This is a genomic window from Actinomycetospora sp. NBC_00405, from assembly GCF_036044095.1.
GTDB lineage: Bacteria > Actinomycetota > Actinomycetes > Mycobacteriales > Pseudonocardiaceae > Actinomycetospora > Actinomycetospora callitridis.
The window spans coordinates 2,196,242-2,220,197 of sequence record NZ_CP107938.1 but is presented as its reverse complement, the minus strand read 5'-3'; the positions used below and the strand labels follow the sequence as shown (position 1 = coordinate 2,220,197).

The window sequence follows — 23,956 nt, the reverse complement described above, 5'->3', positions numbered from 1 at the left end:
CGCGTAGGCTCCGCCGCCATGACGGGTCCGGGACACGGAGCGGAGCGGAGCTCGACCCCGAACGGCAGAGACCGCCCCCGCGTCGTCGTCCTCTTCGGCGGGCGCAGCAGCGAGCACCGCATCTCGTGCCTCTCGGCCGGCAGCGTGCTCGCGCACCTCGACCCCGCGCGCTACGACGTGCTGCCCGTCGCGATCACGCCCGATGGCGCCTGGGTGCTCGGCCCCACCGACCCCGAGGTGCTGCGCCTGCACGGCCGCGAGCTGCCCGAGGTCACGTCCGGGCGGCCCGTCGCGCTGCCCGCCGACCCGACGCGTCGCGAGCTCATCGCGCTCGACGACGGCAGCTCGCTCGGCCGCGTCGACGTCGTCGTCCCCGTCCTGCACGGCCCGGGCGGCGAGGACGGCACCGTCCAGGGGCTGCTGGAGATGGCCGGCGTGCCCTACGTCGGCGCCGGGGTCTGCGCGAGCGCGGCGTCGATGGACAAGGACGTCACCAAGCGCCTGCTGCGCGACGCCGGGCTCGCGGTCGGCGACGCCGTGGTGCTCCACCGCGGCCGCTCCGGGCTCACCGACGTCGAGAAGGACCGGCTGGGGCTGCCGGTGTTCGTCAAGCCCGCCCGCGCCGGCTCGTCGGTGGGCATCAGCCGGGTCGCCGACTGGGCCGACCTCGACGCCGCCGTCGCGAAGGCCCGCGCCGAGGACCCGAAGGTGCTGGTCGAGGCCGCGATCGTCGGGCGCGAGATCGAGTGCGGGGTGCTCGAGCGCACCGACGGCCGGGTCGAGGCGAGCGTCCCCGCCGAGGTCCGCGTCGTCGGCGGGGACGCCGGTTGGTACGACTTCGACACCAAGTACCTGGACGACGCCTGCGAGCTCGACGTGCCCGCGAAGCTCGACGACGAGGTGGCCGAGACGGTGCGCGCCAGGGCCGTCGAGGTCTTCCGCGTCATGGACGTCGAGGGCCTCGCGCGCGTCGACTTCTTCCTCACCGGCGACGGGCGTCTGCTCGTCAACGAGCTCAACACCATGCCCGGGTTCACGTCGACGTCGTTGTACCCGCGCATGTGGGACACCGCGGGCGTCGACTACCCGACGCTGCTGGAGACCCTCGTCGAGACCGCGCTCGCCCGCGGCGCGCGCTGAGGCGGGTCAGCGGCTCACCAGCGCGATCTTGACCCCGCGCGAGACGTCGAGCAGCGGGGCCTCCCCGAACCCGTCCGGCACCGTGAGCCCGATGTGGACGGCCCGGTCGACGGTGACCCAGGTGGTGCTGCCGGGCGTGTCGTCCGCCACCGCGACCCAGTCGACGCCGACGACGTCGCGCAGCGGCCCGGTGGCGCCCTCCGGGGGACGGGGGAGACCGCAGCGCAGGACGATCGGTGTCGCCCCGTCCTCGCCGCCCCACGCGACGGTGGCCGCCGGGACCGGGTCGGCCAGGATCCGCCGGGGCAGCATCCCGGTGTCGGTCCGGATCTCGCCGGGCAGCCCGGAGAGCAGGCGGGAGCAGTCGGCACTCGCCGCGGCCGGGGTGGGCACGGCCCGCACGGTGAGCCGCACGGTGTCGACGTCGGGCACCGGGTCCCGCACGAAGACGACGGAGGCCAGCAGGACGCCTCCGACGAGCAGCACGGGCAGCGACAGGACGATCCCGACGAGCACGCGGGGGAGCCGGCGCGCCACGTCCGGCGCGCGCCAGGGAGCCACCGTTCAGTCGGTGGACACGACGGGGCAGGTGAGCGTCCGGGTGATGCCCGGGACCTTCTGGACGGCGCCGACGACATCCCGCCCGAGCGAGTCGACGTCGTCGGCCTCCGCACAGACGATGACGTCGTAGGGTCCGGTGACGTCCTGCGCCCGGGTCACCCCGTTGATCCCGGCCACGTCCGAGGCGACCGCGGAGGCACGACCCACCTCGGTCTGGATCAGGATGTAGGCCTGGACCACGGACATGCCTCCTCGGGGAACGGGCCGACGGGTGGCGGGAAGCGTCGGCACTCAGGTGGCAGGCAAGGTACCGCAGGGAGTCGAGGGGTGAGCCGGACGGCGAACGGGCGCGGGGGAAGCGGACGACCCGAGGGGTCTGTCCGACGCATCGGCGGCACGTCCGGTGGGTCGGCGCCCGATCGGGCGACGCCGTCTGCCGCGGCGACGGTCGGGGAGCTCGGTGAGTTCGGGCTCATCGACCGCCTGACCGAGGGGCGCTTCCAGCCCGAGCAGACCCTGCTGGGGCCCGGCGACGACGCCGCGGTGGTCGCGGCGCCCGACGGGCGGGTCGTGGCGACCGTGGACACGCTGGTCGAGGGCGTGCACTTCCGTCTCGACTGGTCGGCGCCCGAGCAGGTGGGGCAGAAGGCCGTGGCCGCGAACCTGTCGGACGTGGCGGCGATGGGCGCGGTGCCGACGGCGCTGCTGCTCTCGCTCGCCTGCCCCGGCACGACGAGCACCGAGGTGCTCGACGGCCTCGCGTCGGGCGTGTGGGACGCGGCGGCGGACGCGGGCGTCGGTGTCGTCGGCGGCGACACGGTGTCCTCCGACACCATCGTGGTCTCGATCACGGCGCTCGGTTCCCTGGAGGGCCGGGAGGCGGTGACCCGGTCGGGCGCACGCGCGGGCGACGTGGTCGCGGTCTGCGGGCAGCTGGGCTGGTCGGCGGCCGGCATGGCCGTGCTGCGCCGGGGCTTCCGCTCGCCGGTGGCCATGGTCGCCGCGCACCGCACCCCGCGCCCGCCCTGGCGGGCGGGCCCGGTCGCCGCGCGGGCCGGGGCCACCTCGATGATCGACACCTCGGACGGCCTGCTCGCCGACCTCGGGCACGTCGCCCGGGCCTCCCGCGTGCACATCGACCTCTCCTCGCGCCTGGTGCCCGTGGCCGACAAGCTGCGCGACGTCGCCTCGGCCCTCGGCGGGGACCCGCTGACCTGGGCGCTCACCGGCGGCGAGGACCACGCGCTGGCGGCCACCTTCCCGAGCGAGGACGCGGTCCCGTCCGACTGGGTCGTCTGCGGCGAGGTCCGCTCGGGCACCGGCGTGACCGTCGACGCCGACCGCTGGGGCGGCGCCGGCGACCCGGGCTGGCGGCACTGGCGCTGACCCGTGAGCGAAGTTCCCGGCCATGGCCGGGAACTTCGCTCACGTAGGGCCCGTCAGCCCATCTCCGGCGGCCGGACGCCGCGGATGGAGGCGTCGATCAGCTGGATCGGGTGGAGCATCGGGAGCTCGCCCTCGAGGTACTTGCGGATCTGCAGCAGGCAGCCGGGGTTGGCGGTGACCAGCACGTCGGCCCCGGTGCCGCGGATGTTGTCCGCCTTGCGCCGCCCGAGATCGCCCGCGGCCTCGGGCTGGAGCATGTTGTAGATCCCCGCCGACCCGCAGCAGATCTCCGACTCCGGCAGCTCGGTGAGCTCCACGCCCGGGATGGCGCGCAGCACGCGCCGGGGCTCGGTGCGGATCTTCTGGGCGTGCCCGAGGTGGCACGCGTCGTGGTAGACGACCTTCGCCTCGATCGGGTGCCGACGGGCGCGGGGGTCGGCGAGCGTCTCGTCGACGATCTCGGAGATGTCGCGGACCTTGGCGGCGAACGCGGACGCCCGCTCCGCCCACTCCGGGTCGTCGGCGAGCAGCTCGCCGTACTCCTTCATCGACGACCCGCAGCCGGCGACGTTGGTGGCGATCGTGTCGACCTCGGCGCGCTCGAACGTCGCGATCAGCTTCTTCGCGCGCTCCGCGGCCTCCGCCTCGCGGCCCGCGTGCAGGCCCAGCGCCCCGCAGCACGCCTGCTCGCGCGGGGCGATGACGTCCCAGCCCTCGGCCGCGAGCACCCGCACGGTGGCCTCGTTGACGGGGTGGAAGAAGACGTCCTGCACGCAGCCGGTGAGCAGGCCGACGCGACCCCGGCGCGTGGGGTGGGTGGGGGACGACACCGCGGGCGTGCGGGGCGCGATGCGGGCGAAGGCGTCGCGCAGGCGCACCGGCGGCAGCAGCGACTCCATGGCCACGAGGCGCTCGAAGCGCTGCGGGACCCGCGCCATGAGCTTGTCCATGCTCTTCGGGCGCAGCTTCTGGTAGAGCGCGCCGCCGATCGACGCCGCGCGCAGCCGCCGCTTGTAGGGGAACAGCGTGAAGATCGCCTCGCGGAACCACCGGTCGGCCCGCGTGCGCGTCACGTGGCGCTCGATCTGCGGCCGGGTGGCCTCGAGCAGCCGGTCGTACTGCACGCCCGACGGGCACGCGGTCACGCACGCCATGCAGCCCAGGCAGCGGTCGATGTGGGTGGTGAACGCGCCCTCGAGCGGGATCTCGCCCTTCTCCGCCATCTCCATGAGGTAGATGCGCCCGCGCGGGGAGTCCATCTCCTCGCCCCACAGCGCATACGTCGGGCACGTCGGCAGGCAGAAGCCGCAGTGCACGCAGTCGTCGAGCAGCTCCTGCGCCGGCGGGTGGTGGTCGTCGAACGACCCGAAGTCGCTGCCGAGGAGGTCGGCGCGCTCGGGGGACGTCTTCTCGCCGCGCTCGGACGAGAAGTCGGGCCCGGGCCCGGTGGTGGGGTGGATGGTCATGCGGTCACTCCGGTCGTCTCGGGTAGCGGGACCCACGGCGCGAGGCGTCCGCGCCCCAGGCGCTGCTCGGGGTCGAGGGACGCCGCGACGGCGCGCAGCAGGACGGTCGAGGCGGGCGCGGGCCCGAAGGCCGGTAGGGACGCCCCGTCGGGACGCTGACGCAGGGTCGAGGTGCCGCCGGCCTCGGCGACGCGCCGGTGCGCGGCGGCCACGAGGTCGGCGTCGGCGGGCAGCGCCACGGTGGCGATCCCGGTACGGGGCGACGCGGTCACGTCCGTGAGGCCGCCAGCGTCGGCCTCGAGCCCGTCCAGCACGCCGGGCAGCGCCTCCGGGATGACGCCCAGGCGCAGCACCGCGCGGCCCTCGGGCCTCGCGCGCACCGCGGCGCCGTGCGCGTCCCAGGCGGCGGTCGCGTCGTCGGAGGCGAGGAGCTCGCCGCCCACGGTGTCGACGAGACGGCGGGCCCGGACGTCGGCACCGTCCTCGGAGCCCTCGAACAGGACCAGCAGGCGGTCCGCGTGCCACTGCACCGCCACGGCCTCCACGGGGCTGTCGGCGACGCGGCGGGCGAGGTCGGCCATCCCCGCCCGGTCGGTCGGCACGGCCACGGTGGGCGTGGAGCGCGGCGCGGGGTGCAGGCGCAGGACGAGCCCGGCGATCACCGCGAGGGTGCCGTGCGCGCCGTGCAGGACCTTGGTGAGGTCGTAGCCCGCGACGTTCTTGATGACGTGCCCGCCGGAGCGGGCGGTGGTCCCGTCGGGCAGGACGACCGTGGCGCCGATGACGAGGTCGCGCAGCGAGCCGTACTGCAGCGACCGCGGGCCGGAGTCCGCGGTGGCGAACAGCCCGCCGAGCGTGGCGCCCTCGGCCGCCCGGGCGGGGTCGACGGCGACGCGCTGGTGGTGCTGCGCGAGCTCGTCCTGCAGCTCGGCGAACGGCGTGCCGGCCCGGACCTCGACGGTCATGTCGCCGGGGTTGTGGGTGACGATCCCGCTCAGCCCGGTGACGTCCAGGACGGTGTCGGCGGGGGCGGGCGTGCCCGCCCAGTCGGCGGCCGTGCCGGCGCCGGCGACCCGGAGCGTGCCGGGGTGGTCGAGGACGGCGTCGCGGAGCTCGTCAACGGTGGTGGGCGTGACGGTCTTGACCGCTGGGGTGCTCACAGTCGCTCGATCACTCCGGCTTCCTCGAGGGGGTGGGGCTGGTACTTGCCGGGACGCTCGCCGCACAGCCGGGGCGTCGGGAAGAGCTTGCCGGGGTTGCAGCGCGAGCCCGGGTCGAAGGCGAGCCGCACGCGGTGCATGACCGCGAGGTCGTCCTCCGAGAACATCGCCGGCATCGAGCACGCCTTGTCGGTGCCGATGCCGTGCTCGCCCGAGAGCGACCCGCCGAGCTCGACGCACAGCTCGGCGATGTCGGTGGAGAGCTTCTCGGCGGCGTCGTGCTCGCCCGCGGCCTCCGAGTAGAGCACCAGCGGGTGCAGGTTGCCGTCGCCCGCGTGGAAGACGTTGGCGACGCGCAGGCCGGCGTCGCGGCCCATGTCGGCGATGCGCGTGAGCACCTCGGCCAGCCGTGTCCGAGGGACGACGCCGTCCTGGACGATGTAGTCGGGGCTGATCCGCCCGACCGCGGCGAACGCGGCCTTGCGCCCCTTCCACACCTTCTGGCGCTCCTCGGCCTCCTGCGGCACGTGCAGCCGCGTGGCGCCGTGGCGCTCGCAGATGGCCGTGAGCTGCTCGAACTCGGCCTCGACCTCGTCGGACGGCCCGTCCAGCTCGATGATCAGCGCCGCGGGGGAGTCGACGGTGAGGCCCGCGCCGGTGGCGGCCTCGGAGGCCTCCATCGCCAGCGAGTCCATCATCTCCACCGCGGCCGGGATGATCGCGGCGTCGACGATGTCGCCGACGGTGTCGCCCGCGGCCTCGATCGACGGGAAGTCGGCGAGGACGGTGCGCACCGACTGCGGGGTCTGCAGCAGCCGGACCGTGACCTTGGTGCAGACGCCGAGCGTCCCCTCCGAGCCGATGAACAGCCCGCGCAGATCCGGCCCGGCCTGCTCGCCGGTCGGCCCCCCGAGCGTCACCACCGAGCCGTCGGCGAGCACGACCTCCATCTCCAGCACGTGGTTGGTGGTGAAGCCGTACTTCAGGCAGTGCGCGCCGCCGGAGTTCTCCGCGACGTTGCCGCCGATGGTGCAGACCTGCTGGCTGGACGGGTCGGGCGCGTAGTAGAGCCCGTGCGGGGCGGCGGCCTTCGAGATCTCGAGGTTGTAGACGCCGGGCTCGAGCACCGCGCGCCGGTTCTCGACGTCGATCTCGAGGATGCGGCGCAGCTTCTGCAGCGAGATCACGACGCCGTCGGCGACGGGCATCGCGCCGCCCGACAGGCCGGTGCCCGCCCCGCGCGCCACGAACGGCATCCCGTACTTCGCGCACAGCCGGACCGCGCCCGCGACCTCCTCGGCGTCGCGGGGGAGCACGACGAGCGCCGGCACCTGCCGGAACCCGGTGAGGCCGTCGCACTCGTAGCTGCGCAGACCCACCTCGTCGGTGATCACGCCGTTCTCCGACAACAGATCCGTGAACTCCCGGACCATCTGGGCGTCGACCATCAGCCACCTCCCCGACTCGCTGTCCGACGATCCTCGCGCGCCGACCGCACGATCGCCACCAGACGTCCGGGGTCGGCGAGGTCGGCGACGACGTGCTCGGCGCCCGACGCGTGCAGCTCCGCGAGGGTGGCCCCGCCCGTGGCCACCCCGACCGCGATCGCGCCCGCCCGGTGCGCGGCCTCGACGTCGAGCGGGGTGTCGCCCACGACGACCAGCGTCGGCGAGCTCCCGTACCGGGCCGCGAGCGCGTCGCGGGCCTGCTCGACGACCCGGACCCGCTCGCCCGGTCCCTCGCCGTAGCCGCCGAGCGCGAGGTCGATCGGGCCGTCGGTGAGCCCGACGGCGGCGAGCTTGGCCCGGGCGCCGGCGCGGACGTTGCCGGTCGTGAGCGTCTGCACGACGCCCGGCTCGGCGGCGAGCGCGGCGATCGTCTCGGGGATGCCGGGCAGGGTGTGCGCGACGGCCGCGAGGTCGGGCTCGCGGCGTCCCCACTCGGCGCCGACCTCGGCGATCATGTCGTGGCCGAAGGCGTCGCCGCGCCCGCGCAGGGTCGTGGCGTGCTCGTCGGGCAGGGCATCGCGCAGCGCCTCGCCGATCAGCCAGTCGGTGCGCCCCGGCATGACGACCTGGTCCTCGGGCGCCGGGTGCCCGGTGACGGTGGTGAACGCCTGCTCGAGGACCTCGCGGCCCACGACGCCGCCGCGCAGCAGCGTCCCGTCGACGTCCCAGCAGACGGCCACCTCGGGCGGGGTCTCGGGCGGGGTCTCGGGCGGGGTCATCGCAGCTCCTCGTCCGGCAGTCCGGCCAGCTCCTCGCCCAGGCGCGCGGCCGCGGCCACGACCGCCGGGCCGGCGTCGGCGGCCTCGCCGGGCCCGAAGCGCGCCGCCGGGCCGGACACCGACACCGCGCACGGCGTGGGCGCGCCGGGCACGGGCGCCGCCACGCAGCGCACGCCGACCTCCTGCTCGCCCTCGTCGAGCACCCAGCCGCGCGTGCGGGCGACGTCGAGCTCGGCGCGCAGGCGGCCGGCGTCGGTGAGGGTGGCCGGGGTGCGTGCGGGCATGCCGGTGCGGACCAGCGCGGCCTCGACGTCGTCGGGCGACATCGCGGCCAGCAGCGCCTTGCCGACGCCCGTGGCGTGCAGGGGCACCCGGCGGCCGACCTCGGTGAACATGCGCATCGGGTGCGGCGACGAGGCCTGGGCGAGGTACACGGCGGCGTCGCCGTCGAGACCCGCGAGGTTCGCCGACTCGCCCGTCGTGGCCACCAGCTCGCGCAGCACCGGGCCGACGCCCTCGCCGAGCACGTGGCCCGCGACGTCGCCGAGACGCACGAGCCGCGGCCCGAGGGCGTAGCGCCGGCCCGCCTCGCGGCGCACGTGGCCCTGCACGACGAGCGTCGCGAGCAGGCGGTGGACGCTCGCGGCCGGCAGACCCGAGGCGGCGGCGAGCTCCGAGAGCGTCGCGCGCCCACCGGCGTCGGCGAGGTGGTCGAGCAGGTCGAGCGCCCGTGTCAGGGACTGCACCGACGGCATCGCGCTCCTCCTCCCCGGGTACGCCTGTGACATGGAGCGCAGCCACTCCATCATTCCGCATTGCGGAAGTCAACTTCCATGATGTAGAAAAGCGCCCAAGCACCATCGTCTCGTCTGAGGAGCGTTCAACCATGGCCACCGGTGTCGAGGTGTCGGGTTACACCGTCGATCGCCAGGAGGAGGTGCTCACCGACGACGCGCTCGCGTTCCTGGGCGAGCTGCACCGGCACGCGCAGCCCACCCGGCTGCAGCTGCTGGAGCGCCGCAAGGAGCGCCGCGAGGAGATCGCGCGCACCGGGACGCTGGACTTCCTGGCGGACACGAAGGACGTCCGCGACGGCGACTGGACCGTCGCCGAGGCGCCGGCCGATCTGCGCGACCGCCGCGTCGAGATGACGGGCCCCACCGACCGCAAGATGACCATCAACGCGCTGAACTCCGGCGCGAAGGTCTGGCTGGCCGACCTCGAGGACTCGCACAGCCCCACGTGGGAGCTCGTGGTCTCGGGCCAGGTCAACCTCATCGACGCCCAGTCCGGCGACGGCAAGCTGACCTACGACAGCCCCGAGGGCAAGCACTACGAGGTCACCGCCGACGAGCAGCCCACCGTCGTCGTGCGCCCCCGCGGGTGGCACCTCGACGAGAAGCACATCACGGTCGACGGCGAGAAGATCGCCGGCGGCCTCGTCGACTTCGGGCTCTACTTCTTCCACAACGCCCGCACGCTGGTCGAGCGCGGCAGCGGGCCGTACTACTACCTGCCGAAGATGGAGTCGCACCTCGAGGCGCGGCTCTGGAACGACGTCTTCGTCAAGGCCCAGGACCTGCTCGGCATCCCGCAGGGCAGCGTGCGTGCCACGGTGCTCATCGAGACGATCACCGCGGCGTTCGAGATGGACGAGATCCTCTACGAGCTGCGCGACCACGCCTCGGGCCTCAACGCCGGCCGGTGGGACTACCTGTTCTCGGTGATCAAGAACTTCCGGGCCCAGGGCCGCGACTTCGTGCTGCCCGACCGCAACTCGGTCGGCATGACGGTGCCGTTCATGCGCGCCTACTCCGAGCTGCTCGTGCGCACCTGCCACAAGCGCGGCGCGTTCGCGATCGGCGGGATGGCGGCGCAGATCCCGTCGCGCAAGGACCCCGAGGCCAACGACAAGGCCATGGCGAAGGTCCACGAGGACAAGGCCCGCGAGGCCGGCGACGGCTACGACGGCTCCTGGGTCGCGCACCCGGACCTGGTGGAGATCTGCCGCGAGGAGTTCACCAAGGTCCTCGGCGACCGGCCCAACCAGCTCGACAAGACCCGCGAGGACGTGTCGGTGGGCGCCGCCGAGCTGCTCGACGTGAAGTCGACGCCGGGCGACGAGACCGAGGAGGGCCTGCGCAACGACGTGTCGGTGGGCCTGCAGTACATCCAGTCCTGGCTCTCGGGCACCGGCGCGGCCGGCATCTTCAACATGATGGAGGACGCCGCCACCGCCGAGATCTCGCGCTCGCAGATCTGGCAGTGGCTGCACAACGACATCGAGCTCGACAACGGGCAGAAGGTCACGGCCGACTACGTCCGCCAGGTCGTCGGCGAGGAGCTCGACAAGATCAAGGACGCCGTCGGCGAGGAGACCTTCGAGAAGGGCCGCTGGCAGGAGGCGCGCGACGTGTTCGAGTCGGTGGCCCTGGCCGACGACTACGTCGAGTTCCTGACCCTCCCGGCCTACGAGCTGATCGACTGAGCCGGCCGACGTTCCGGGTCGCGGCCTACGACGACCCGGAGAGCGTGCGCTTCGTCGACGCCGTCCAGGCGTTCTACGTGGAGCGCTACGGCGGGGCCGACCGGACGCCGGTCGACCCCGCCGAGTTCGCGCCACCGCGCGGGCTGTTCCTGCTCGGGAGCCTGCCGGGCACGGGTCCCGTGTGCTGTGGGGGCTGGCGTCGCCACGACGCGTCGACGATCGACGTCGCCGACCGGGGCGTGCTGCGCCCGGGCGACGCCGAGATCAAGCGCATGTGGGTCGATCCCGCGCACCGACGGCGGGGGCTGGCCGGCACCCTGCTCGACGCGCTCGAGCGGGCCGCGGCGAGCGCGGGGTGCCCGCGCACCGTGCTCGAGACCGGCACCGAGCAGCCCGAGGCGCTGGCGTTCTACCGCGCCCGCGGCTACGTCGCGATCCCGCGGTTCGGCGTCTACCGCGACGAGCCGAACAGCCTCTGCTTCGCACGCGTGCTCGCCCGACGCTGATCCCCGGGTGGGTGCGGGCCGGCGGCGGTCGGGCGTTAGCGTCGGTCGACCGTCCGCCCGCCCGTTCCGGAGGCTCCCCGCGTGGCCCGTTCCCTGTCCGAATCCGTCGAGGCCGGATGGGCCGAGGCGCTCGAGCCGGTCGCCGACACCGTCGCGGCGATGGGCGACTTCCTGCGCGCCGAGGTCGCCGCGGGCCGCACGTACCTGCCGGCGGGCGCGAACGTGCTGCGGGCGTTCCAGCAGCCCTTCGCCGACGTGCGGGTGCTGGTGATGGGCCAGGACCCGTATCCGACGCCCGGCCACGCCGTCGGACTGTCGTTCTCGGTGGCCCCGGACGTGCGCCCGCTGCCGAAGAGCCTGCAGAACATCTTCCGTGAGTACCAGAGCGACCTCGGCCATCCCGCGCCGAGCACCGGTGACCTCACGCCGTGGGCCCGGGCGGGGGTCCTGATGCTCAACCGGGTGCTCACGGTGGAGCCCGGCGCGCCCGGCTCGCACCGGAACAAGGGCTGGGAGAAGGTCACCGAGGCCGCCGTGCAGGCGCTCGTGCTGCGCCCGGACCAGCCACTGGTCGCGGTGCTGTGGGGGAAGGACGCGCAGACGGTGAAGCCGCTGCTCGGGGACGAGGTGCCGACGGTCGAGTCGGCGCACCCGAGCCCCATGTCGGCCGACCGCGGGTTCTTCGGGTCGAAGCCGTTCAGCCGCGTCGACGAGTACCTCACCGAGCTCGGTGACGACCCGCTGGACTGGCGACTGCCCTAGACCCCGAGGGTCCGGCCGTCAGCGTCGTCCCCAGCGCCGCGTGGTGCGGCGGCCCGGGGGGCGCTGCGGCGCGAACATGCTCCACCCCTGCGGCGGGGTGGTCTCCGGACGGTGACGTCCGGCGCGGCGGCGGGCGAACACGAGGCGCCAGAGCTCGCCGAACCGGCGGCGCGGGCGCGGGGCGACGACCGGCAGGGACGGGCGGGCGACGACCGGCGCGGACGGAGACATCCGCTGGTCAGGAGCGGGCCGGTCGGGAGCAGGCCGGTCGGGGGCCGGCCGGTCGGGAGCGGGCGGCGGCACGGGGACCGGCCCCGTGGGCGCGATCGTGGCGGCGGCACTCGCCGTGGAGGCGGCACTCGCCGTGGAGGCGGCGCGGGCCTCGTCGTCCGTGAGCCGCTCGGAGGTGACACGGAGCGGGGCAGGGGTCTGTCCGGGAGCGTTCCGGTATCCCGGCTGGCTCACGCGGACCTCCGTTCGTCGCTCCACCCGACGTCGGCGACGACCCCCACCCTGACCGACGTACTGTGCAGATGCAAGAACATCTGCACCGCGGATCTGCACCGCAGAGCGCTGTTGCAGGACCGGGGGGAGACCGCATGCCCGAGTTCGTCGACGCGCACGCCGCGTTCGAGGACGACGTCGCGTGGCGCAAGAGCCGGCGCAGCAACCCGAAGGGGAACTGCGTCGAGGTGGCGCCGCTGCCGGACGGGGGAGTGGCCGTGCGCCACTCGCGACACCGTGACGGACCCGTGATCGTCTACACGCGCGCGGAGATGACCGCCTTCATCCTCGGGGCGAAGGACGGCGACTTCGACGACCTGTTGGCCGAGGGCGCCTAGCGTCGCCGGACGGCCCGGATGCGCCGTCCGGGCCATGGCCTGCTGCTACGGTCGTGCGCAGTTCGGGCGCGCTCCGGCGTGCTGCCGACGCCAGGCTGAGGGAGGTCCCGCCGTGGCACCGGAGGGGGAGGCCACGGCGTCGGACCCGGCGTCGGACCCGGGGACCGCGGAGGTCCGGAACATCCGTGACGTCCCCGGCGGCGGCCCGACGGTCCTGCGCATCGTGCTCGGTCAGCAGCTGCGCGCCCTGCGCGAGCGGGCCGGTGTCACGCGCGAGGCCGCGGGCGACCGCATCCGCGGCTCGCACGCGAAGATCAGTCGGCTGGAGAACGGGCGCACCGGGTTCAAGGAGCGCGACGTCGCCGACCTGCTCAGCCTCTACGGCGTCCACGACGTCGACGAGCGCGCGCAGATGTTCGCGCTGACGCAGCGCGCGAACGCCCCCGGGTGGTGGCACCGGTACTCCGACCTGCTCCCGCCCTGGTTCGAGACCTACGTGGGCCTCGAGCAGGCGGCCGCCCAGATCCGCACCTACGAGCCCCAGTTCGTCCCCGGGCTGCTGCAGACCGAGGCGATGGTGCGGCACGTGACCGCCCTCGGGCACGGGTCGATGTCCGACGAGGAGCTGGAGCGTCGCGTCGAGCTCCGCCTCCGTCGCCAGCGGGTGCTGGACGCCGAGGACCCCCCGACGTTGTGGGCGGTGGTCGACGAGGCGGCGCTGCGCCGCCTGACCGGCGGCGCCGAGGTGATGCGCGCCCAGGTCGACCACCTGCTGGAGGTCTCCGACCGTCGTCACGTGATCGTGCAGATGGTGCCGTTCCACCTCGGCGGCCACGCGGGCGCCGGCGGACCGTTCAGCATCCTGCGGTTCGCGCCCCGGTCCGAGGTGCCCGACGTGGTGTACCTCGAGCAGCTCACGAGCGCGCTGTACCTCGACAAGCGCAGCGACGTCGACGACTACCTCGCCACGATGGAGCTGCTCTGCGTGCAGGCGCTCCCGCCGCACGCCACGCGCGACGCCCTGGTCGCGCTGCGGGACGACCTCGGGGGTGGGCGGGGGACGAGCCGGGGACTCAGCCCCGGCTGACCTTGCCGGCCTTGAGGCAGGAGGTGCAGACGTTCATCCGCTTGCGGTTGCCACCGGCCACGCGGGCGTGCACGGTCTGCACGTTCGGGTTCCAGCGACGATTCGTCCGCACGTGCGAGTGCGACACCGACTTCCCGAACCCCGGGCCCTTCGCGCACACGTCACAGACGGCACTCACGGCTGAACTCCTCATTCGTCCTGGCGATGCGGCGCACTCCCACCGCGGACGGCGGTGCGCTCCTGTCGCCAGGGTAGCCGAGGCGTGACCGCCGCGATCCCGGCGGGGTGCGCCCGCGGCCGGCCGATGGGTCGCGCGGTGTCGCTGTCGGGGTGGGATGACATCGTGGTCCCCGTGGTGGGGATGGAGACGCCGCTGCCCACGGCCCTGGGCGACAAGACCGCGAAGCCGCTCGCCCGCCAGCTCGAGCTGCACACCGTGGGCGACCTGCTGCGCCACTACCCCCGTCGCTACATCGCGCACACCCAGGTGACGCACTCCTCCGACCGCGAGGACCAGCGGTTCCGCGACAAGGAGCACGTCACGCTGCTCGGCACCGTCCACAGCGTCTCCGGGCGGCGGATGCGCCACCGCAAGGGCCACATCACCGAGGCGACGGTGGCGGTCGGCGCCCAGCGCCTCACCTGCACCTTCTTCAACCAGCCCTACCGCGAGCGCGACCTGCAGCCCGGCACGCGCGCCCTGTTCTCCGGCGACCTCAGCCGCTACAAGGGCGGCTGGCAGCTCGCCGCTCCCGAGTTCATCGTGCTCGGCGCCGGTGTCAGCGCCGACCTGCCGGGGCTCATCCCGATCTACCCGGCCACCAAGAAGCTGCGCTCCTGGGTGGTGATGATGGCCGTGCGCCAGGTGCTCGACCTCCTCGACGACCCCGAGGACCCGCTGCCCGAGGTGCTGCGCGCCGCCCACGGGCTCGCGACGCTCGGCGACGCCCTGCGCCGGGTGCACCTGCCCGACACCTGGGAGGAGCAGAGGGCGGCCCGGCGGCGGCTGGTGTGGGACGAGGCGTTCGGCCTGCAGCTCGCGATGGCCGGGCGCCGGGCGAGCGCCACCAGCCGCCCGGCGCCCGCGTGCCCCCGCCGCGAGGAGGGCCTGGCCGCGGCGTTCGACGCCCGCCTCCCGTTCGCCCTCACCGGCGCCCAGATCACGGTCGGTGAGTCGCTCGCCGAGGTGCTCGCCGGCACGGAGCCGCTCAACCGCCTGCTGCAGGGCGACGTCGGCTCGGGCAAGACGATCGTCGCGCTGCGGGCGATGCTCCAGGTCGTCGACTCCGGACGGCAGGCGGTGCTCCTCGCCCCGACGGAGGTCCTCGCCGCGCAGCACGCCCGCTCGTTGCGCGCGATGCTCGGGTCGCTCGGACGGGCGGGCGAGCTCCCCGACGATCCCACGGCCGATCCCGACGGGCACGCCACGCGGGTCACGCTGCTCACCGGGTCGCTGGGCGCCAAGGCCCGTCGCGAGGCGCTGCTCGACGCCCAGTCCGGGGCCGCGGGCATCGTCGTCGGCACCCACGCGGTGATCCAGCAGGGCGTCGGCTTCGCCGATCTCGGGCTCGTCGTCGTCGACGAGCAGCACCGGTTCGGGGTGCACCAGCGTGACGAGCTGCGCTCGCGCCCGGGCACCACGACGCCGCACGTGCTGGTGATGACGGCGACGCCGATCCCGCGCACGGTCGCTCTCACCCTCTACGGCGACCTCGACACCTCGGTGCTCGACGAGCTCCCGGCCGGCCGGCAGCCGATCGCCACCACCGCGGTGCCCGCGGGCGTGAAGCCCCGCTGGCTCGAGCGGGCGTGGGAGCGCGTGCACGAGGAGGTCGCGGCGGGCCACCAGGTGTACGTCGTCTGCCCGCGCATCGGCGAGGAGGGCGGCGAGCCGGGCACCGAGGACGACGAGCCGGCCCGCGCCGCCGACGACCTGCTCGACCCCGAGGCGGACGCCGACGAGGAGCCCGGCCCCGAGGCGCGCCCGCCGCTCGCGGTGGCCGAGGTCGCGCCGATGCTCGCCGCGGGACCGCTCGCCGGGCTGCGGCTCGAGGTGCTGCACGGCCGGATGCCCACCGACGAGAAGGACGCCGTGATGCGCGCGTTCTCCGAGGGTCGGGTCGACGTGCTGGTGGCGACGACGGTCATCGAGGTCGGCGTGGACGTCCCGAACGCCACGATGATGATCATCCTGGACGCCGACCGGTTCGGTGTCTCGCAGCTCCACCAGCTGCGGGGGCGGGTGGGCCGCGGGTCGGCGTCCTCGTCGTGCCTGTTCGTCACCGAGGCGCTCGAGGGCTCGCCGGCCCTGACGCGCCTCGAGCGCCTCGCGGCGACGCCCGACGGCTTCGAGGTCTCGCGGCTCGACCTCGAGGTGCGCGACGAGGGCGACGTGCTCGGCGCGCAGCAGTCGGGGCGTCGCTCGGGGCTGCACATGCTCTCGGTGCTCAAGCACGCCGACCTCGTCGCGGAGGCCCGTGACGAGGCTCGCGAGGTGGTCGGCGCCGACCCCACGCTCGCCCGTCACCCGGGTCTCGCCGGGCTGGTGCGCTCAGTTGTCGACGAGGCCTCGGCGGCGTTCCTCGACCGGCTGTGACCCCCGTCCGCACCCACCCCGACCGGCCGCACTCCGGCGACCGGGGGTGAGTGGGGCCGTTCGTCGTCACCGTTTCGGGTGTACGTCGCGGCGAGCGGTCCCGGGTTCCGGGCGCAAACCGATGAGCGCGGTGCAACGACCGCAGAGCGCGCTGTGACGGCGTGGTGTGGCGTCGTGGGGTCACGGATCGGTTACGTTTCGGTGGTCGCTGAGCATCAGCCCGGCGGCGCGCTCGGCCGCAACGTCCGACTCCCCGTCCGGCGGCCTCCCCGGAGCGCACGACGTCCCAGGACGGGGCGGGTGACCGACGTCGAGCCGCAGCTCCCCAGCGGCCCGCCGTCCGCGGACCCGGGGTCGTCCCCACGAACCCCGGTCCGTCGAGCGCCGCCCGGCGGGCGATGGAGATCGCGCATGACGGCTGTGCTCCCCGAGATCGCGGACGCCCCCACCACGCGTCCGGCTGGACGTCACCGTGCCCCCGAGGACGCGACGACCGGCTCGATGGGCATCGTCCCCGAGGACCGTCGCGCCCGGTCGGCGCACGGTCGCCACGGTGGCCGACCGGTCACGGACACGGGTGCCCACCCGCTCTCGCGGGCCGCGAAGACCGCCGGGCTGTCGCTGGCCGCCCTCGGCGCGGTCGCCACCGCCGGCGGCATGGCCACGCACGGCCTGATCGGCGAGCAGGAGCCGCCGGCCACCGGCGAGACCGCGCTGTCCCCGCAGCTGGCCTCGGCGAACCTCGCCGTCGCCCCCGCGGCGCACCCCACCGACGCCGCGACCTCCTCGGTGCTGCCGGTCGTCTCGGGTGCCGCCTCCGCCTCGTCGATCAAGCACGACTCGCCCGACTCCCGCGCCGCCGCCCAGCGCACGGCGCAGCAGACGTCGGAGCGCCAGTCGGTGTCGCAGCAGGAGCGCCAGTCGGCGTCCTCGGACGAGCAGGCCTCGGCCTCGTCCGCCGGGTCGACCGTCGCGCGGCAGGCCATCTCCGCGGCGCGCGGCCAGCTGGGCGTCCCCTACGTGTGGGGCGGCACGAGCCCGGACGGCTTCGACTGCTCCGGCCTCACGCAGTTCGCCTTCGAGAAGGCCGGCATCGAGCTGCCGCGCACCTCGCGCGCCCAGGCCCAGGAGGGCCAGGAGGTCGACGCCGGCAGCATGAAGCCGGGCGACCTCATCTTCTTCAACAGCCCGGTCAGCCACGTCGGCATCTACATCGGCGACGGCAAGATGATCGAGGCGCCGCAGTCCGGTTCCGACGTCAAGATCTCGGACGTCGAGCGGCGCATGGACGACATGAACACCATCCGTCGTCTCGCCTGAGACCGGGACCGACCGCGAGGTGGAGAAGTCCGGGCCCGCCGCCCCGAACGGCGGGCCCGGACCATGCGGTGTGCGGAGGCTCCCCAGCTCCCACTCACCATGTCTGCGCACGTCGGATGCCCCGTCGACCGTCGGGCAAACCCCGATCCCGGGGTGATCGGTCGGTTTCCCGGGTCGACCGGTCATGCTCGACGTCGTGGCCCCGCACCTCCGACCGCTCGGCCTGCGCCGAACGGTCGTCACGGCGTTGGTGCTCCTGGTGGCCGGCTGTGCGCCTGTCCGCCTGGCCTCGGCACCCGATCCGTGCGCTCCGGCGGTCGTCGGCGGGGACGTGCTCACCCGGGACCTCGGCGGGACCTCCCTGCAGGTGACGGTCGCCGGTCCGGTCGGCGCGCCGACCGTCGTGCTGCTGCACGGCTTCCCGGAGACCGCGTCGACGTGGCGGGCGGTCGCGACCGACCTGGCCGCCGACCACCGCGTCGTGGTGCCCGACCTGCGCGGCGCCGGGTGCTCGGGCTTCGCCCCGCCGGGCACCGACGCCTACGCCACCGCCGACCTCGCCGCGGACCTCGCGGGCCTCGCCGTCGCCCTGGACCTCCGGCCCGGGACGGTCGTGGGCCACGATCTGGGCGCCATGACGGCCGTGGCCTGGGCGCGCGCCCACCCGGAGCAGGTCGCGTCGCTGGTGCTCTCGGGCGGCGGCGTGCCGGGCTTCGGGCTCGCCGAACGCGGGCCGCCGCACCTGCGGTCCTTCGGCGACGCGCCGCCCGGGGCCGTCGAGGCGGCGCAGCGGGGCCGGGTGCGGGAGTTCCTCGCCGGGTTCACCGGCTCGCCGGCCTTCCCGCTCGACGAGGCCGTCGCCGCCTACGCCCCGCCGGGCCGCCTCGACGCGGCGATGGGCCGGTACCGGGCGCTCGACCGCGACGCCGTCGCCCAGCGCGCCGACCCGCGCGCGCCGGCGATGCCCGTGCTCGTCGTCGCCGGCGGGGCGCCGGACCTGGCCGCCGACACGGTCACGGCGCTGCGCCCGGACCGCCGGGTCGTCGTCGTCCCGGACGCCGGGCACTACGTGCTCGTCGAGCAGCCGGCGGCGTTCGCCGACGCGGTCCGCGCCGCCGGGTGATCAACGGGGAGTTCGCGCGCGTAGAAGCAGCGAACCGCCCGTTCGCTCCGGCGCTCCGGGAGGTCAGGCGCGCAGGCGGTCGCGCAGGTCGCGGGCCCCGCGGGCGGCGGCGCGGCGCACGGCGTCGGCGGCCTGGGTGTACTCGGACCCGGGAGGCGTGACCCGCGGGGGCGCCGGGTCGACGGCGCGGGTCTCGCGGGCGGAAGGGCCGGCAGGGCCGGAAGCGGCCGACCCCGCGTCACCGGGGTACCCGGCCCGCCGGGCCTCGGCGAGACCCTCCGCGACGCGCTGGGCGTCCTCCCACGCCGCGGAGGCGCGGTCGACGGCGGCGGTGAACTCGGCGCGACGGGGCGGCGCGGGCTCGGTCTCGGTGGCCAGGAACTCGGCGTCGCCCAGGGCCTGCACGAAGCGGGCGGTGGCCGGCACCGTGACGTCGGCGAGCGCCGGGCGGGCGGCCACGGCGGCCCGGCTCGCCTCGAAGGCGGCGTACTCGGCCTGCAGCTCGCCGAAGCGCCGACGTGCGAGGTGCCACCGCGCCGCGTCGTGCTCGGCCATGCGGCCCGCCCGGCCCTGCGGGTGGCCGTGGACGACCGTGCGCACGCGGGTGACGCCACGGCGGACGGCGAGGACGGTCGCCGTGATCGCGGCGATCGCCGCGAGGACGAGGTCGGCCACCCCGGCCAGCAGGGCGACACCGATGCCCTCGAGGTCGCCGGCCGCGACCCAGACGGCCAGGAAGATCACCGGCGAGAGCAGCGCGAGCAGCGCCGCCAGGCCGAACAGCCAGGGGGCCGCCGAGCGCTTCTGTCGGTCCACGGTGTCCTCCTCCGGACTCTGCTCCTTGATACCGCACACCGACAACGTCCGTCGCGTCCGCGACGCTCCCGACACCGACGAACAGCGCGGTAACCTGCGCCGTCCCGGTCGCCCGAGTGTGGGGGTTCGATGTTCCGCAAGGTCCTCGTGGCGAATCGCGGCGAGATCGCCATCCGGGCGTTCCGCGCCGCCTACGAGCTCGGCGCCGCCACGGTGGCCGTCTTCCCGCACGAGGACCGCAACTCCGAGCACCGGCTCAAGGCCGACGAGGCGTACCAGATCGGCGAGGTCGGCCACCCCGTCCGCGCCTACCTCTCGGTCGAGGCGGTCATCGACGCGGCCCGCCGGTCGGGCGCGGACGCGATCTATCCCGGCTACGGCTTCATGTCCGAGAACCCGGGGCTCGCCACCGCCTGCGAGGAGGCCGGCATCACGTTCATCGGGCCGCCCCCGCGGGTGCTGGCGATGGCCGGCAACAAGCACAGGGCCGTCTCCGCGGCCCGCGAGGCCGGCGTCCCGGTGCTCGACTCGACCGACCCCTCCGACGACATGGACACGCTCCTCGCCGCGGCCGAGGAGATGACCTACCCGATCTTCGTCAAGGCGGTCGCGGGCGGCGGCGGGCGCGGGATGCGCCTGGTGAAGGAGCCCGCGGCGCTCCGGGAGTCGCTGCAGGCGGCCATGAACGAGGCGTCGAGCGCCTTCGGCGACGCGACGGTGATCCTCGAGCAGGCCGTGATCGACCCGCGGCACATCGAGGTGCAGATCCTCGCCGACGGCGCGGGCCACGTCATGCACCTGTTCGAGCGCGACTGCTCGGTGCAGCGCCGGCACCAGAAGGTCGTCGAGATCGCGCCCGCCCCGCACCTGTCGGCGGAGACCCGCGAGGCGATCTGCGCGGACGCCGTGAAGTTCGCCGAGCAGATCGGCTACGTCAACGCCGGCACCGTGGAGTTCCTGCTCGACGGCGACGGCCACCACCACTTCATCGAGATGAACCCCCGCATCCAGGTGGAGCACACGGTCACCGAGGAGGTCGCCGACGTCGACCTCGTCGCCTGCCAGATGCGCATCGCGTCGGGGGAGACCCTGGAGGACCTGGGCCTGTCGCAGGACTCGGTCGCGCTGCACGGCTTCGCGCTGCAGTGCCGGATCACCACCGAGGATCCGTCCAACGAGTTCCGCCCCGACATCGGGATGATCTCGGCCTACCGGTCGGCGTCGGGCTCGGGCGTGCGGCTCGACGGCGGCACGGCCTACGCCGGGGCCCAGATCAGCGCGCACTTCGACTCGCTGCTGGTCAAGGTCACCTGCCGCGGGCGCGACTTCACCACCGCGGTGCGCCGGGCCCGCCGCGCCCTGGCCGAGTTCCGGGTGCGCGGCGTCTCGACGAACATCCCGTTCCTCATGGCCCTGCTCGACGAGCCGGACTTCCGCGAGGGCCGGGTGACGACGTCGTTCATCGCCGAGCACCCGCACCTGCTCTCCGCCCGCGCCCCCGCCGACCGCGGGACGCGCCTGATGAGCTACCTCGCCGACGTCACCGTCAACAAGCCCAACGGCGGCAAGCCGGACCTCGCCGACCCGCGCGAGAAGCTGCCGATGGTGGACCTGGACGTGGCGCCGCCCGACGGGTCCAAGCAGCGCCTGGGCGAGCTCGGCCCGGAGGGCTTCGCCGCCTGGCTGCGCGAGCAGACCACCGTCGGGGTCACCGACACGACCTTCCGCGACGCCCACCAGTCGCTGCTCGCCACGCGCGTGCGCACCCGCGACCTGCTCGAGGTCGCCCCGCACGTCGCGCGCACCACCCCGGAGCTGCTGTCGCTGGAGTGCTGGGGCGGCGCGACCTACGACGTGGCGCTGCGCTTCCTCGCCGAGGACCCGTGGGAACGGCTGGGCCGGCTGCGCGAGGCGGTCCCGAACATCTGCCTGCAGATGCTGCTGCGCGGGCGCAACACGGTCGGCTACACGCCCTACCCGACCGAGGTCACCGACGCGTTCGTCGCCGAGGCCGCCCGCACCGGCATCGACATCTTCCGGATCTTCGACGCGCTCAACGACATCAGCCAGATGCGCCCGGCGATCGACGCGGTGCGCCAGTCCGGCGGGGCCGTGGCCGAGGTCGCCCTCTGCTACACCGGCGACCTCATGAACCCCGGCGAGAAGCTCTACACGCTGGACTACTACCTCGGTCTTGCCGAGCAGATCGTCGAGGCCGGCGCGCACGTCCTGGCCATCAAGGACATGGCCGGGCTGCTCCGCCCCCCGGCCGCACGCAAGCTCGTCACCGCGCTGCGCGAGCGGTTCGACCTGCCCGTGCACCTGCACACCCACGACACCGCGGGCGGCCAGCTCGCGACGCTCACCGCGGCGATCGACGCCGGGGTCGATGCCGTCGACGGCGCCGTCGCGTCGATGGCCGGGACGACCTCGCAGCCGTCGCTCTCGGCCCTGGTCGCCGCGACCGACCACTCCGAGCGCGAGACCGGCCTGTCGCTCGACGCCGTCAACGCGCTCGAGCCCTACTGGGAGGTCGTGCGCAAGGTCTACGCGCCGTTCGAGGCGGGGCTCGCCTCGCCGACCGGCCGCGTCTACCACCACGAGATCCCCGGTGGGCAGCTCTCCAACCTGCGCCAGCAGGCCGTCGCGCTCGGGCTGGGGGATCGGTTCGAGCAGATCGAGGACGCCTACGCCGCCGCCGACCGGATGCTCGGGCACCTCGTCAAGGTGACGCCCTCGTCCAAGGTCGTCGGCGACCTCGCGCTGCACTTCGTCGGCGCGGGGGTCGACCCCGCGGACTTCGAGGCCGACCCCACGAGGTTCGACATCCCCGACTCGGTCATCGGCTTCCTGCGCGGGGAGCTCGGCGACCCGCCCGGCGGCTGGCCCGAGCCGTTGCGCAGCAAGGCGCTCGAGGGCCGCCCTGTCGGATCGAGTACTGGGCGTCCCGGGCTCGCCGAGCTCACCGACGACGACCGCAAGGGCCTCGAGTCCGACCGCGCGGCCACGCTCAACGAGCTGCTCTTCCCCGGCCCGACCAAGGAGTTCCGCGAGCACCGCACCGCCTACGGCGACACCTCGGTGCTGCGCAGCCAGGAGTTCTTCTACGGCCTGGAGCCCGAGCTCGAGTACGCCGTCGACATCGACACCGGTGTGCAGCTGCTCATCGAGCTCGAGGCGATCAGCGAGCCCGACGAGCGCGCCCTGCGCACGGTCCTGATGTCGCTGAACGGCCAGCTGCGGCCCGTGCAGGTGCGCGACCGCTCGGTGGACACCGACGTCAAGGCGGTCGAGAAGGCGGACAAGAACGAGCCGGGCCACGTCGCCGCACCGTTCGCCGGTGTCGTGACGCTGCAGGTCTCGGAGGGCGACGAGGTCGCCGCCGGCGCCACCGTCGCGACGATCGAGGCCATGAAGATGGAGGCGTCGATCACCGCCCAGAAGGGCGGCACCGTCGAGCGCGTGGCCATCGGGTCGGTCCAGCAGGTCGAGGGCGGTGACCTCGTGGTGGTCCTCGCGTGACGCGGCTGATCGGCGGCGTCGCGGGCGGCCGGCGGATCGCCGTCCCGCCGACCGGCACGCGGCCCACGTCCGACCGGGTGCGCGAGGCCCTGTTCTCCATGCTCGAGGCGCGCGGGGCGCTCGAGGACGCCGAGGTCCTCGACCTCTTCGCCGGCTCCGGCGCGCTGGGGATCGAGGCGCTCTCGCGCGGGGCGTCCACCGCGGTCCTCGTCGAGCGCGACCCCCGCGCCTGCGCGGTGATCACCAGCAACGTGGGTGTCGCCGGTGTGCGGGGAGCGCTCGTGCGGCGCAGCGCGGTGCTCGCCTACCTGAGGCGGACCCCGGGTCCGGTGGACCTCGTCTTCGTCGACCCGCCCTACACCGACGCCGTGGACTACGTGGTCGCCCTCCTGCCGCGCTGGACCCGCACCGACGCGGTGGTGGTGGTCGAGCGCGACGGGCGGTCCCCGGCCCCGACCTGGCCCGAGGGTCTCGAGCCCGAGGATCCGCGGGTCTACGGCGAGACGACGCTGCACGTCGCCACCAGGACGTGAGGCTCCTCCTGGTGGTCGTGCTCGCCCTGCTGGTGGGGTGCACGGTCACGCCCGAGCGCGCGGCGCCGCCCGCCCCGGACCTCGGGCAGGCGCTGCGCTTCGCCGCCCTCGCCCCGCTCCCGGCGGAGGCGGCGGTGCTGCGGCTGGAGTCGCAGGGCGGGATCGACACGCTCGTCACGCTCACCGTGCGGCTCCCGGTGGCGGCCGTGGCGCCCTGGCTCCAGGCCTCGGGAGTGTCGTCGCTCGGCGCCCAGCAGCGGATCGCCAACCCCGACGGCGCGGTCGTCTACCGGACGGCCACCGCCGCCGGCACCGACGTCACGGTCCGGGCGTTCACGACCTGAGCGGGCCGCGCCCCGTGCCGCGAGGGCGCCCTCCGCTGCGTCCCACGCAGTCGGGGTGACCCTCGCTCCCCGCCTGA

Annotated in this window: 23 protein-coding genes; 13 read left to right on the top strand and 10 right to left on the bottom strand. The window is 74.6% G+C overall.

Annotated elements, in window-relative coordinates:
* The first annotated feature begins 18 nt into the window (after window positions 1-18).
* A complete protein-coding gene (locus OG774_RS10970) occupies window positions 19-1,140 on the top strand; it encodes a D-alanine--D-alanine ligase family protein (RefSeq protein ID WP_328309322.1) in 1,122 nt (373 codons plus the stop codon).
* 6 nt (window positions 1,141-1,146) lie between these two features.
* On the opposite strand, the gene OG774_RS10965 is transcribed toward OG774_RS10970, so the two are convergent.
* Together OG774_RS10965 and OG774_RS10960 are read right to left on the bottom strand one after the other, a co-directional pair.
* A complete protein-coding gene (locus OG774_RS10965) occupies window positions 1,147-1,701 on the bottom strand; it encodes a DUF3515 domain-containing protein (RefSeq protein WP_328309320.1) in 555 nt (184 codons plus the stop codon).
* A 3-nt stretch (window positions 1,702-1,704) separates the two neighbouring features.
* A complete protein-coding gene (locus OG774_RS10960) occupies window positions 1,705-1,941 on the bottom strand; it encodes an Lrp/AsnC ligand binding domain-containing protein (protein ID WP_328310908.1) in 237 nt (78 codons plus the stop codon).
* Between the two features lie 147 nt (window positions 1,942-2,088).
* On the opposite strand from OG774_RS10960, the gene OG774_RS10955 reads away from it, so the two are divergent.
* Window positions 2,089-3,087 (top strand): thiamine-phosphate kinase, encoded by a 999-nt coding sequence (locus tag OG774_RS10955; RefSeq protein ID WP_328310906.1) that lies wholly within the window; start codon window positions 2,089-2,091, stop codon window positions 3,085-3,087.
* A 53-nt stretch (window positions 3,088-3,140) separates the two neighbouring features.
* Here OG774_RS10955 and OG774_RS10950 read toward each other — a convergent pair whose 3' ends face one another.
* Genes OG774_RS10950 through OG774_RS10930 form a run of 5 tightly spaced genes read right to left on the bottom strand, consistent with a single transcriptional unit; the run spans window position 3,141 to window position 8,695 of the window.
* Window positions 3,141-4,553: a (Fe-S)-binding protein gene (locus OG774_RS10950; RefSeq protein ID WP_328309318.1), complete on the bottom strand. Its 1,413-nt coding sequence runs from the start codon at window positions 4,551-4,553 to the stop codon at window positions 3,141-3,143.
* Window positions 4,550-5,713, bottom strand: coding sequence for an FAD-binding oxidoreductase (locus tag OG774_RS10945; protein WP_328309316.1), 1,164 nt, complete (start codon window positions 5,711-5,713; stop codon window positions 4,550-4,552). The genes OG774_RS10950 and OG774_RS10945 overlap by 4 nt, the downstream gene beginning before the upstream one ends.
* Window positions 5,710-7,161 carry an FAD-binding oxidoreductase gene (locus OG774_RS10940; RefSeq protein WP_328309315.1) on the bottom strand — a complete coding sequence of 484 codons (1,452 nt, stop codon included), beginning with the start codon at window positions 7,159-7,161 and terminating at the stop codon, window positions 5,710-5,712. Before OG774_RS10940 ends, OG774_RS10945 begins: the two co-directional genes overlap by 4 nt.
* Window positions 7,161-7,940, bottom strand: coding sequence for an HAD family hydrolase (locus tag OG774_RS10935; RefSeq protein WP_328309313.1), 780 nt, complete (start codon window positions 7,938-7,940; stop codon window positions 7,161-7,163). The genes OG774_RS10940 and OG774_RS10935 overlap by 1 nt, the downstream gene beginning before the upstream one ends.
* Window positions 7,937-8,695 (bottom strand): IclR family transcriptional regulator, encoded by a 759-nt coding sequence (locus OG774_RS10930; RefSeq protein WP_328309311.1) that lies wholly within the window; start codon window positions 8,693-8,695, stop codon window positions 7,937-7,939. Before OG774_RS10930 ends, OG774_RS10935 begins: the two co-directional genes overlap by 4 nt.
* A 131-nt stretch (window positions 8,696-8,826) precedes the next feature.
* On the opposite strand from OG774_RS10930, the gene aceB reads away from it, so the two are divergent.
* From aceB to OG774_RS10915, 3 genes are all read left to right on the top strand, one after another.
* Entirely contained in the window at window positions 8,827-10,428 is a 1,602-nt protein-coding gene (aceB, locus tag OG774_RS10925; protein WP_328309309.1) for a malate synthase A, read from the top strand.
* A 44-nt stretch (window positions 10,429-10,472) separates the two neighbouring features.
* Window positions 10,473-10,934 (top strand): GNAT family N-acetyltransferase, encoded by a 462-nt coding sequence (locus OG774_RS10920; RefSeq protein ID WP_328309307.1) that lies wholly within the window; start codon window positions 10,473-10,475, stop codon window positions 10,932-10,934.
* 81 nt (window positions 10,935-11,015) lie between these two features.
* Window positions 11,016-11,696, top strand: a complete 681-nt coding sequence (locus OG774_RS10915; protein ID WP_328309305.1) for a uracil-DNA glycosylase — start codon at window positions 11,016-11,018, stop codon at window positions 11,694-11,696.
* Between the two features lie 18 nt (window positions 11,697-11,714).
* On the opposite strand, the gene OG774_RS10910 is transcribed toward OG774_RS10915, so the two are convergent.
* Window positions 11,715-12,161, bottom strand: a complete 447-nt coding sequence (locus OG774_RS10910) for a hypothetical protein (RefSeq protein ID WP_328309303.1) — start codon at window positions 12,159-12,161, stop codon at window positions 11,715-11,717.
* Window positions 12,162-12,295: 134 nt separating this feature from the next.
* On the opposite strand from OG774_RS10910, the gene OG774_RS10905 reads away from it, so the two are divergent.
* Both OG774_RS10905 and OG774_RS10900 read left to right on the top strand, forming a co-directional pair.
* Window positions 12,296-12,538, top strand: coding sequence for a DUF397 domain-containing protein (locus tag OG774_RS10905; protein WP_328309301.1), 243 nt, complete (start codon window positions 12,296-12,298; stop codon window positions 12,536-12,538).
* Between the two features lie 112 nt (window positions 12,539-12,650).
* Window positions 12,651-13,625: a helix-turn-helix domain-containing protein gene (locus OG774_RS10900; protein ID WP_328309299.1), complete on the top strand. Its 975-nt coding sequence runs from the start codon at window positions 12,651-12,653 to the stop codon at window positions 13,623-13,625.
* Here the strand turns inward: OG774_RS10900 and rpmB are convergent.
* On the bottom strand, window positions 13,612-13,803 hold the full coding sequence (gene rpmB, locus OG774_RS10895) for a 50S ribosomal protein L28 (protein WP_274189554.1): 192 nt from the start codon (window positions 13,801-13,803) through the stop codon (window positions 13,612-13,614). The two genes, OG774_RS10900 and rpmB, sit on opposite strands and share 14 nt — an antisense overlap.
* A 183-nt stretch (window positions 13,804-13,986) precedes the next feature.
* Between rpmB and recG the strand changes: the two genes are divergently transcribed.
* The 3 genes from recG to OG774_RS10880 all read left to right on the top strand — a co-directional run bounded on the left by recG (window position 13,987) and on the right by OG774_RS10880 (window position 18,664).
* Window positions 13,987-16,221 (top strand): ATP-dependent DNA helicase RecG, encoded by a 2,235-nt coding sequence (gene recG / locus OG774_RS10890; protein WP_328310904.1) that lies wholly within the window; start codon window positions 13,987-13,989, stop codon window positions 16,219-16,221.
* A 411-nt stretch (window positions 16,222-16,632) separates the two neighbouring features.
* Window positions 16,633-17,541 (top strand): C40 family peptidase, encoded by a 909-nt coding sequence (locus OG774_RS10885; RefSeq protein WP_328309297.1) that lies wholly within the window; start codon window positions 16,633-16,635, stop codon window positions 17,539-17,541.
* Window positions 17,542-17,737: 196 nt separating this feature from the next.
* Window positions 17,738-18,664 (top strand): alpha/beta hydrolase, encoded by a 927-nt coding sequence (locus OG774_RS10880; protein ID WP_328309295.1) that lies wholly within the window; start codon window positions 17,738-17,740, stop codon window positions 18,662-18,664.
* 63 nt (window positions 18,665-18,727) lie between these two features.
* Here the strand turns inward: OG774_RS10880 and OG774_RS10875 are convergent, their stop codons facing one another.
* Window positions 18,728-19,480 (bottom strand): hypothetical protein, encoded by a 753-nt coding sequence (locus tag OG774_RS10875; RefSeq protein WP_328309294.1) that lies wholly within the window; start codon window positions 19,478-19,480, stop codon window positions 18,728-18,730.
* Window positions 19,481-19,609: 129 nt separating this feature from the next.
* Between OG774_RS10875 and OG774_RS10870 the strand changes: the two genes are divergently transcribed.
* Genes OG774_RS10870 through OG774_RS10860 form a run of 3 tightly spaced genes read left to right on the top strand, consistent with a single transcriptional unit; the run spans window position 19,610 to window position 23,879 of the window.
* Window positions 19,610-23,002: a pyruvate carboxylase gene (locus tag OG774_RS10870; protein ID WP_328309292.1), complete on the top strand. Its 3,393-nt coding sequence runs from the start codon at window positions 19,610-19,612 to the stop codon at window positions 23,000-23,002.
* Window positions 22,999-23,535: a 16S rRNA (guanine(966)-N(2))-methyltransferase RsmD gene (gene rsmD / locus OG774_RS10865; RefSeq protein ID WP_328309290.1), complete on the top strand. Its 537-nt coding sequence runs from the start codon at window positions 22,999-23,001 to the stop codon at window positions 23,533-23,535. The genes OG774_RS10870 and rsmD overlap by 4 nt, the downstream gene beginning before the upstream one ends.
* Window positions 23,532-23,879: a hypothetical protein gene (locus tag OG774_RS10860; protein ID WP_328309288.1), complete on the top strand. Its 348-nt coding sequence runs from the start codon at window positions 23,532-23,534 to the stop codon at window positions 23,877-23,879. The genes rsmD and OG774_RS10860 overlap by 4 nt, the downstream gene beginning before the upstream one ends.
* Window positions 23,880-23,956: the final 77 nt, after the last annotated feature.

Bases quoted from the DNA above. Each gene is read 5' to 3' on its own strand.
- OG774_RS10970 (WP_328309322.1), top strand. From the start codon at position 19: ATGACGGGTCCGGGACACGGAGCGGAGCGGAGCTCGACCCCGAACGGC.
- recG (WP_328310904.1), top strand. From the start codon at position 13,987: ATGGAGACGCCGCTGCCCACGGCCCTGGGCGACAAGACCGCGAAGCCG.
- aceB (WP_328309309.1), top strand. From the start codon at position 8,827: ATGGCCACCGGTGTCGAGGTGTCGGGTTACACCGTCGATCGCCAGGAG.
- OG774_RS10950 (WP_328309318.1), bottom strand. From the start codon at position 4,553: ATGACCATCCACCCCACCACCGGGCCCGGGCCCGACTTCTCGTCCGAG.
- OG774_RS10930 (WP_328309311.1), bottom strand. From the start codon at position 8,695: ATGCCGTCGGTGCAGTCCCTGACACGGGCGCTCGACCTGCTCGACCAC.
- OG774_RS10905 (WP_328309301.1), top strand. From the start codon at position 12,296: ATGCCCGAGTTCGTCGACGCGCACGCCGCGTTCGAGGACGACGTCGCG.
- OG774_RS10940 (WP_328309315.1), bottom strand. From the start codon at position 7,161: ATGGTCGACGCCCAGATGGTCCGGGAGTTCACGGATCTGTTGTCGGAG.
- OG774_RS10870 (WP_328309292.1), top strand. From the start codon at position 19,610: ATGTTCCGCAAGGTCCTCGTGGCGAATCGCGGCGAGATCGCCATCCGG.
- OG774_RS10885 (WP_328309297.1), top strand. From the start codon at position 16,633: ATGACGGCTGTGCTCCCCGAGATCGCGGACGCCCCCACCACGCGTCCG.
- OG774_RS10935 (WP_328309313.1), bottom strand. From the start codon at position 7,940: ATGACCCCGCCCGAGACCCCGCCCGAGACCCCGCCCGAGGTGGCCGTC.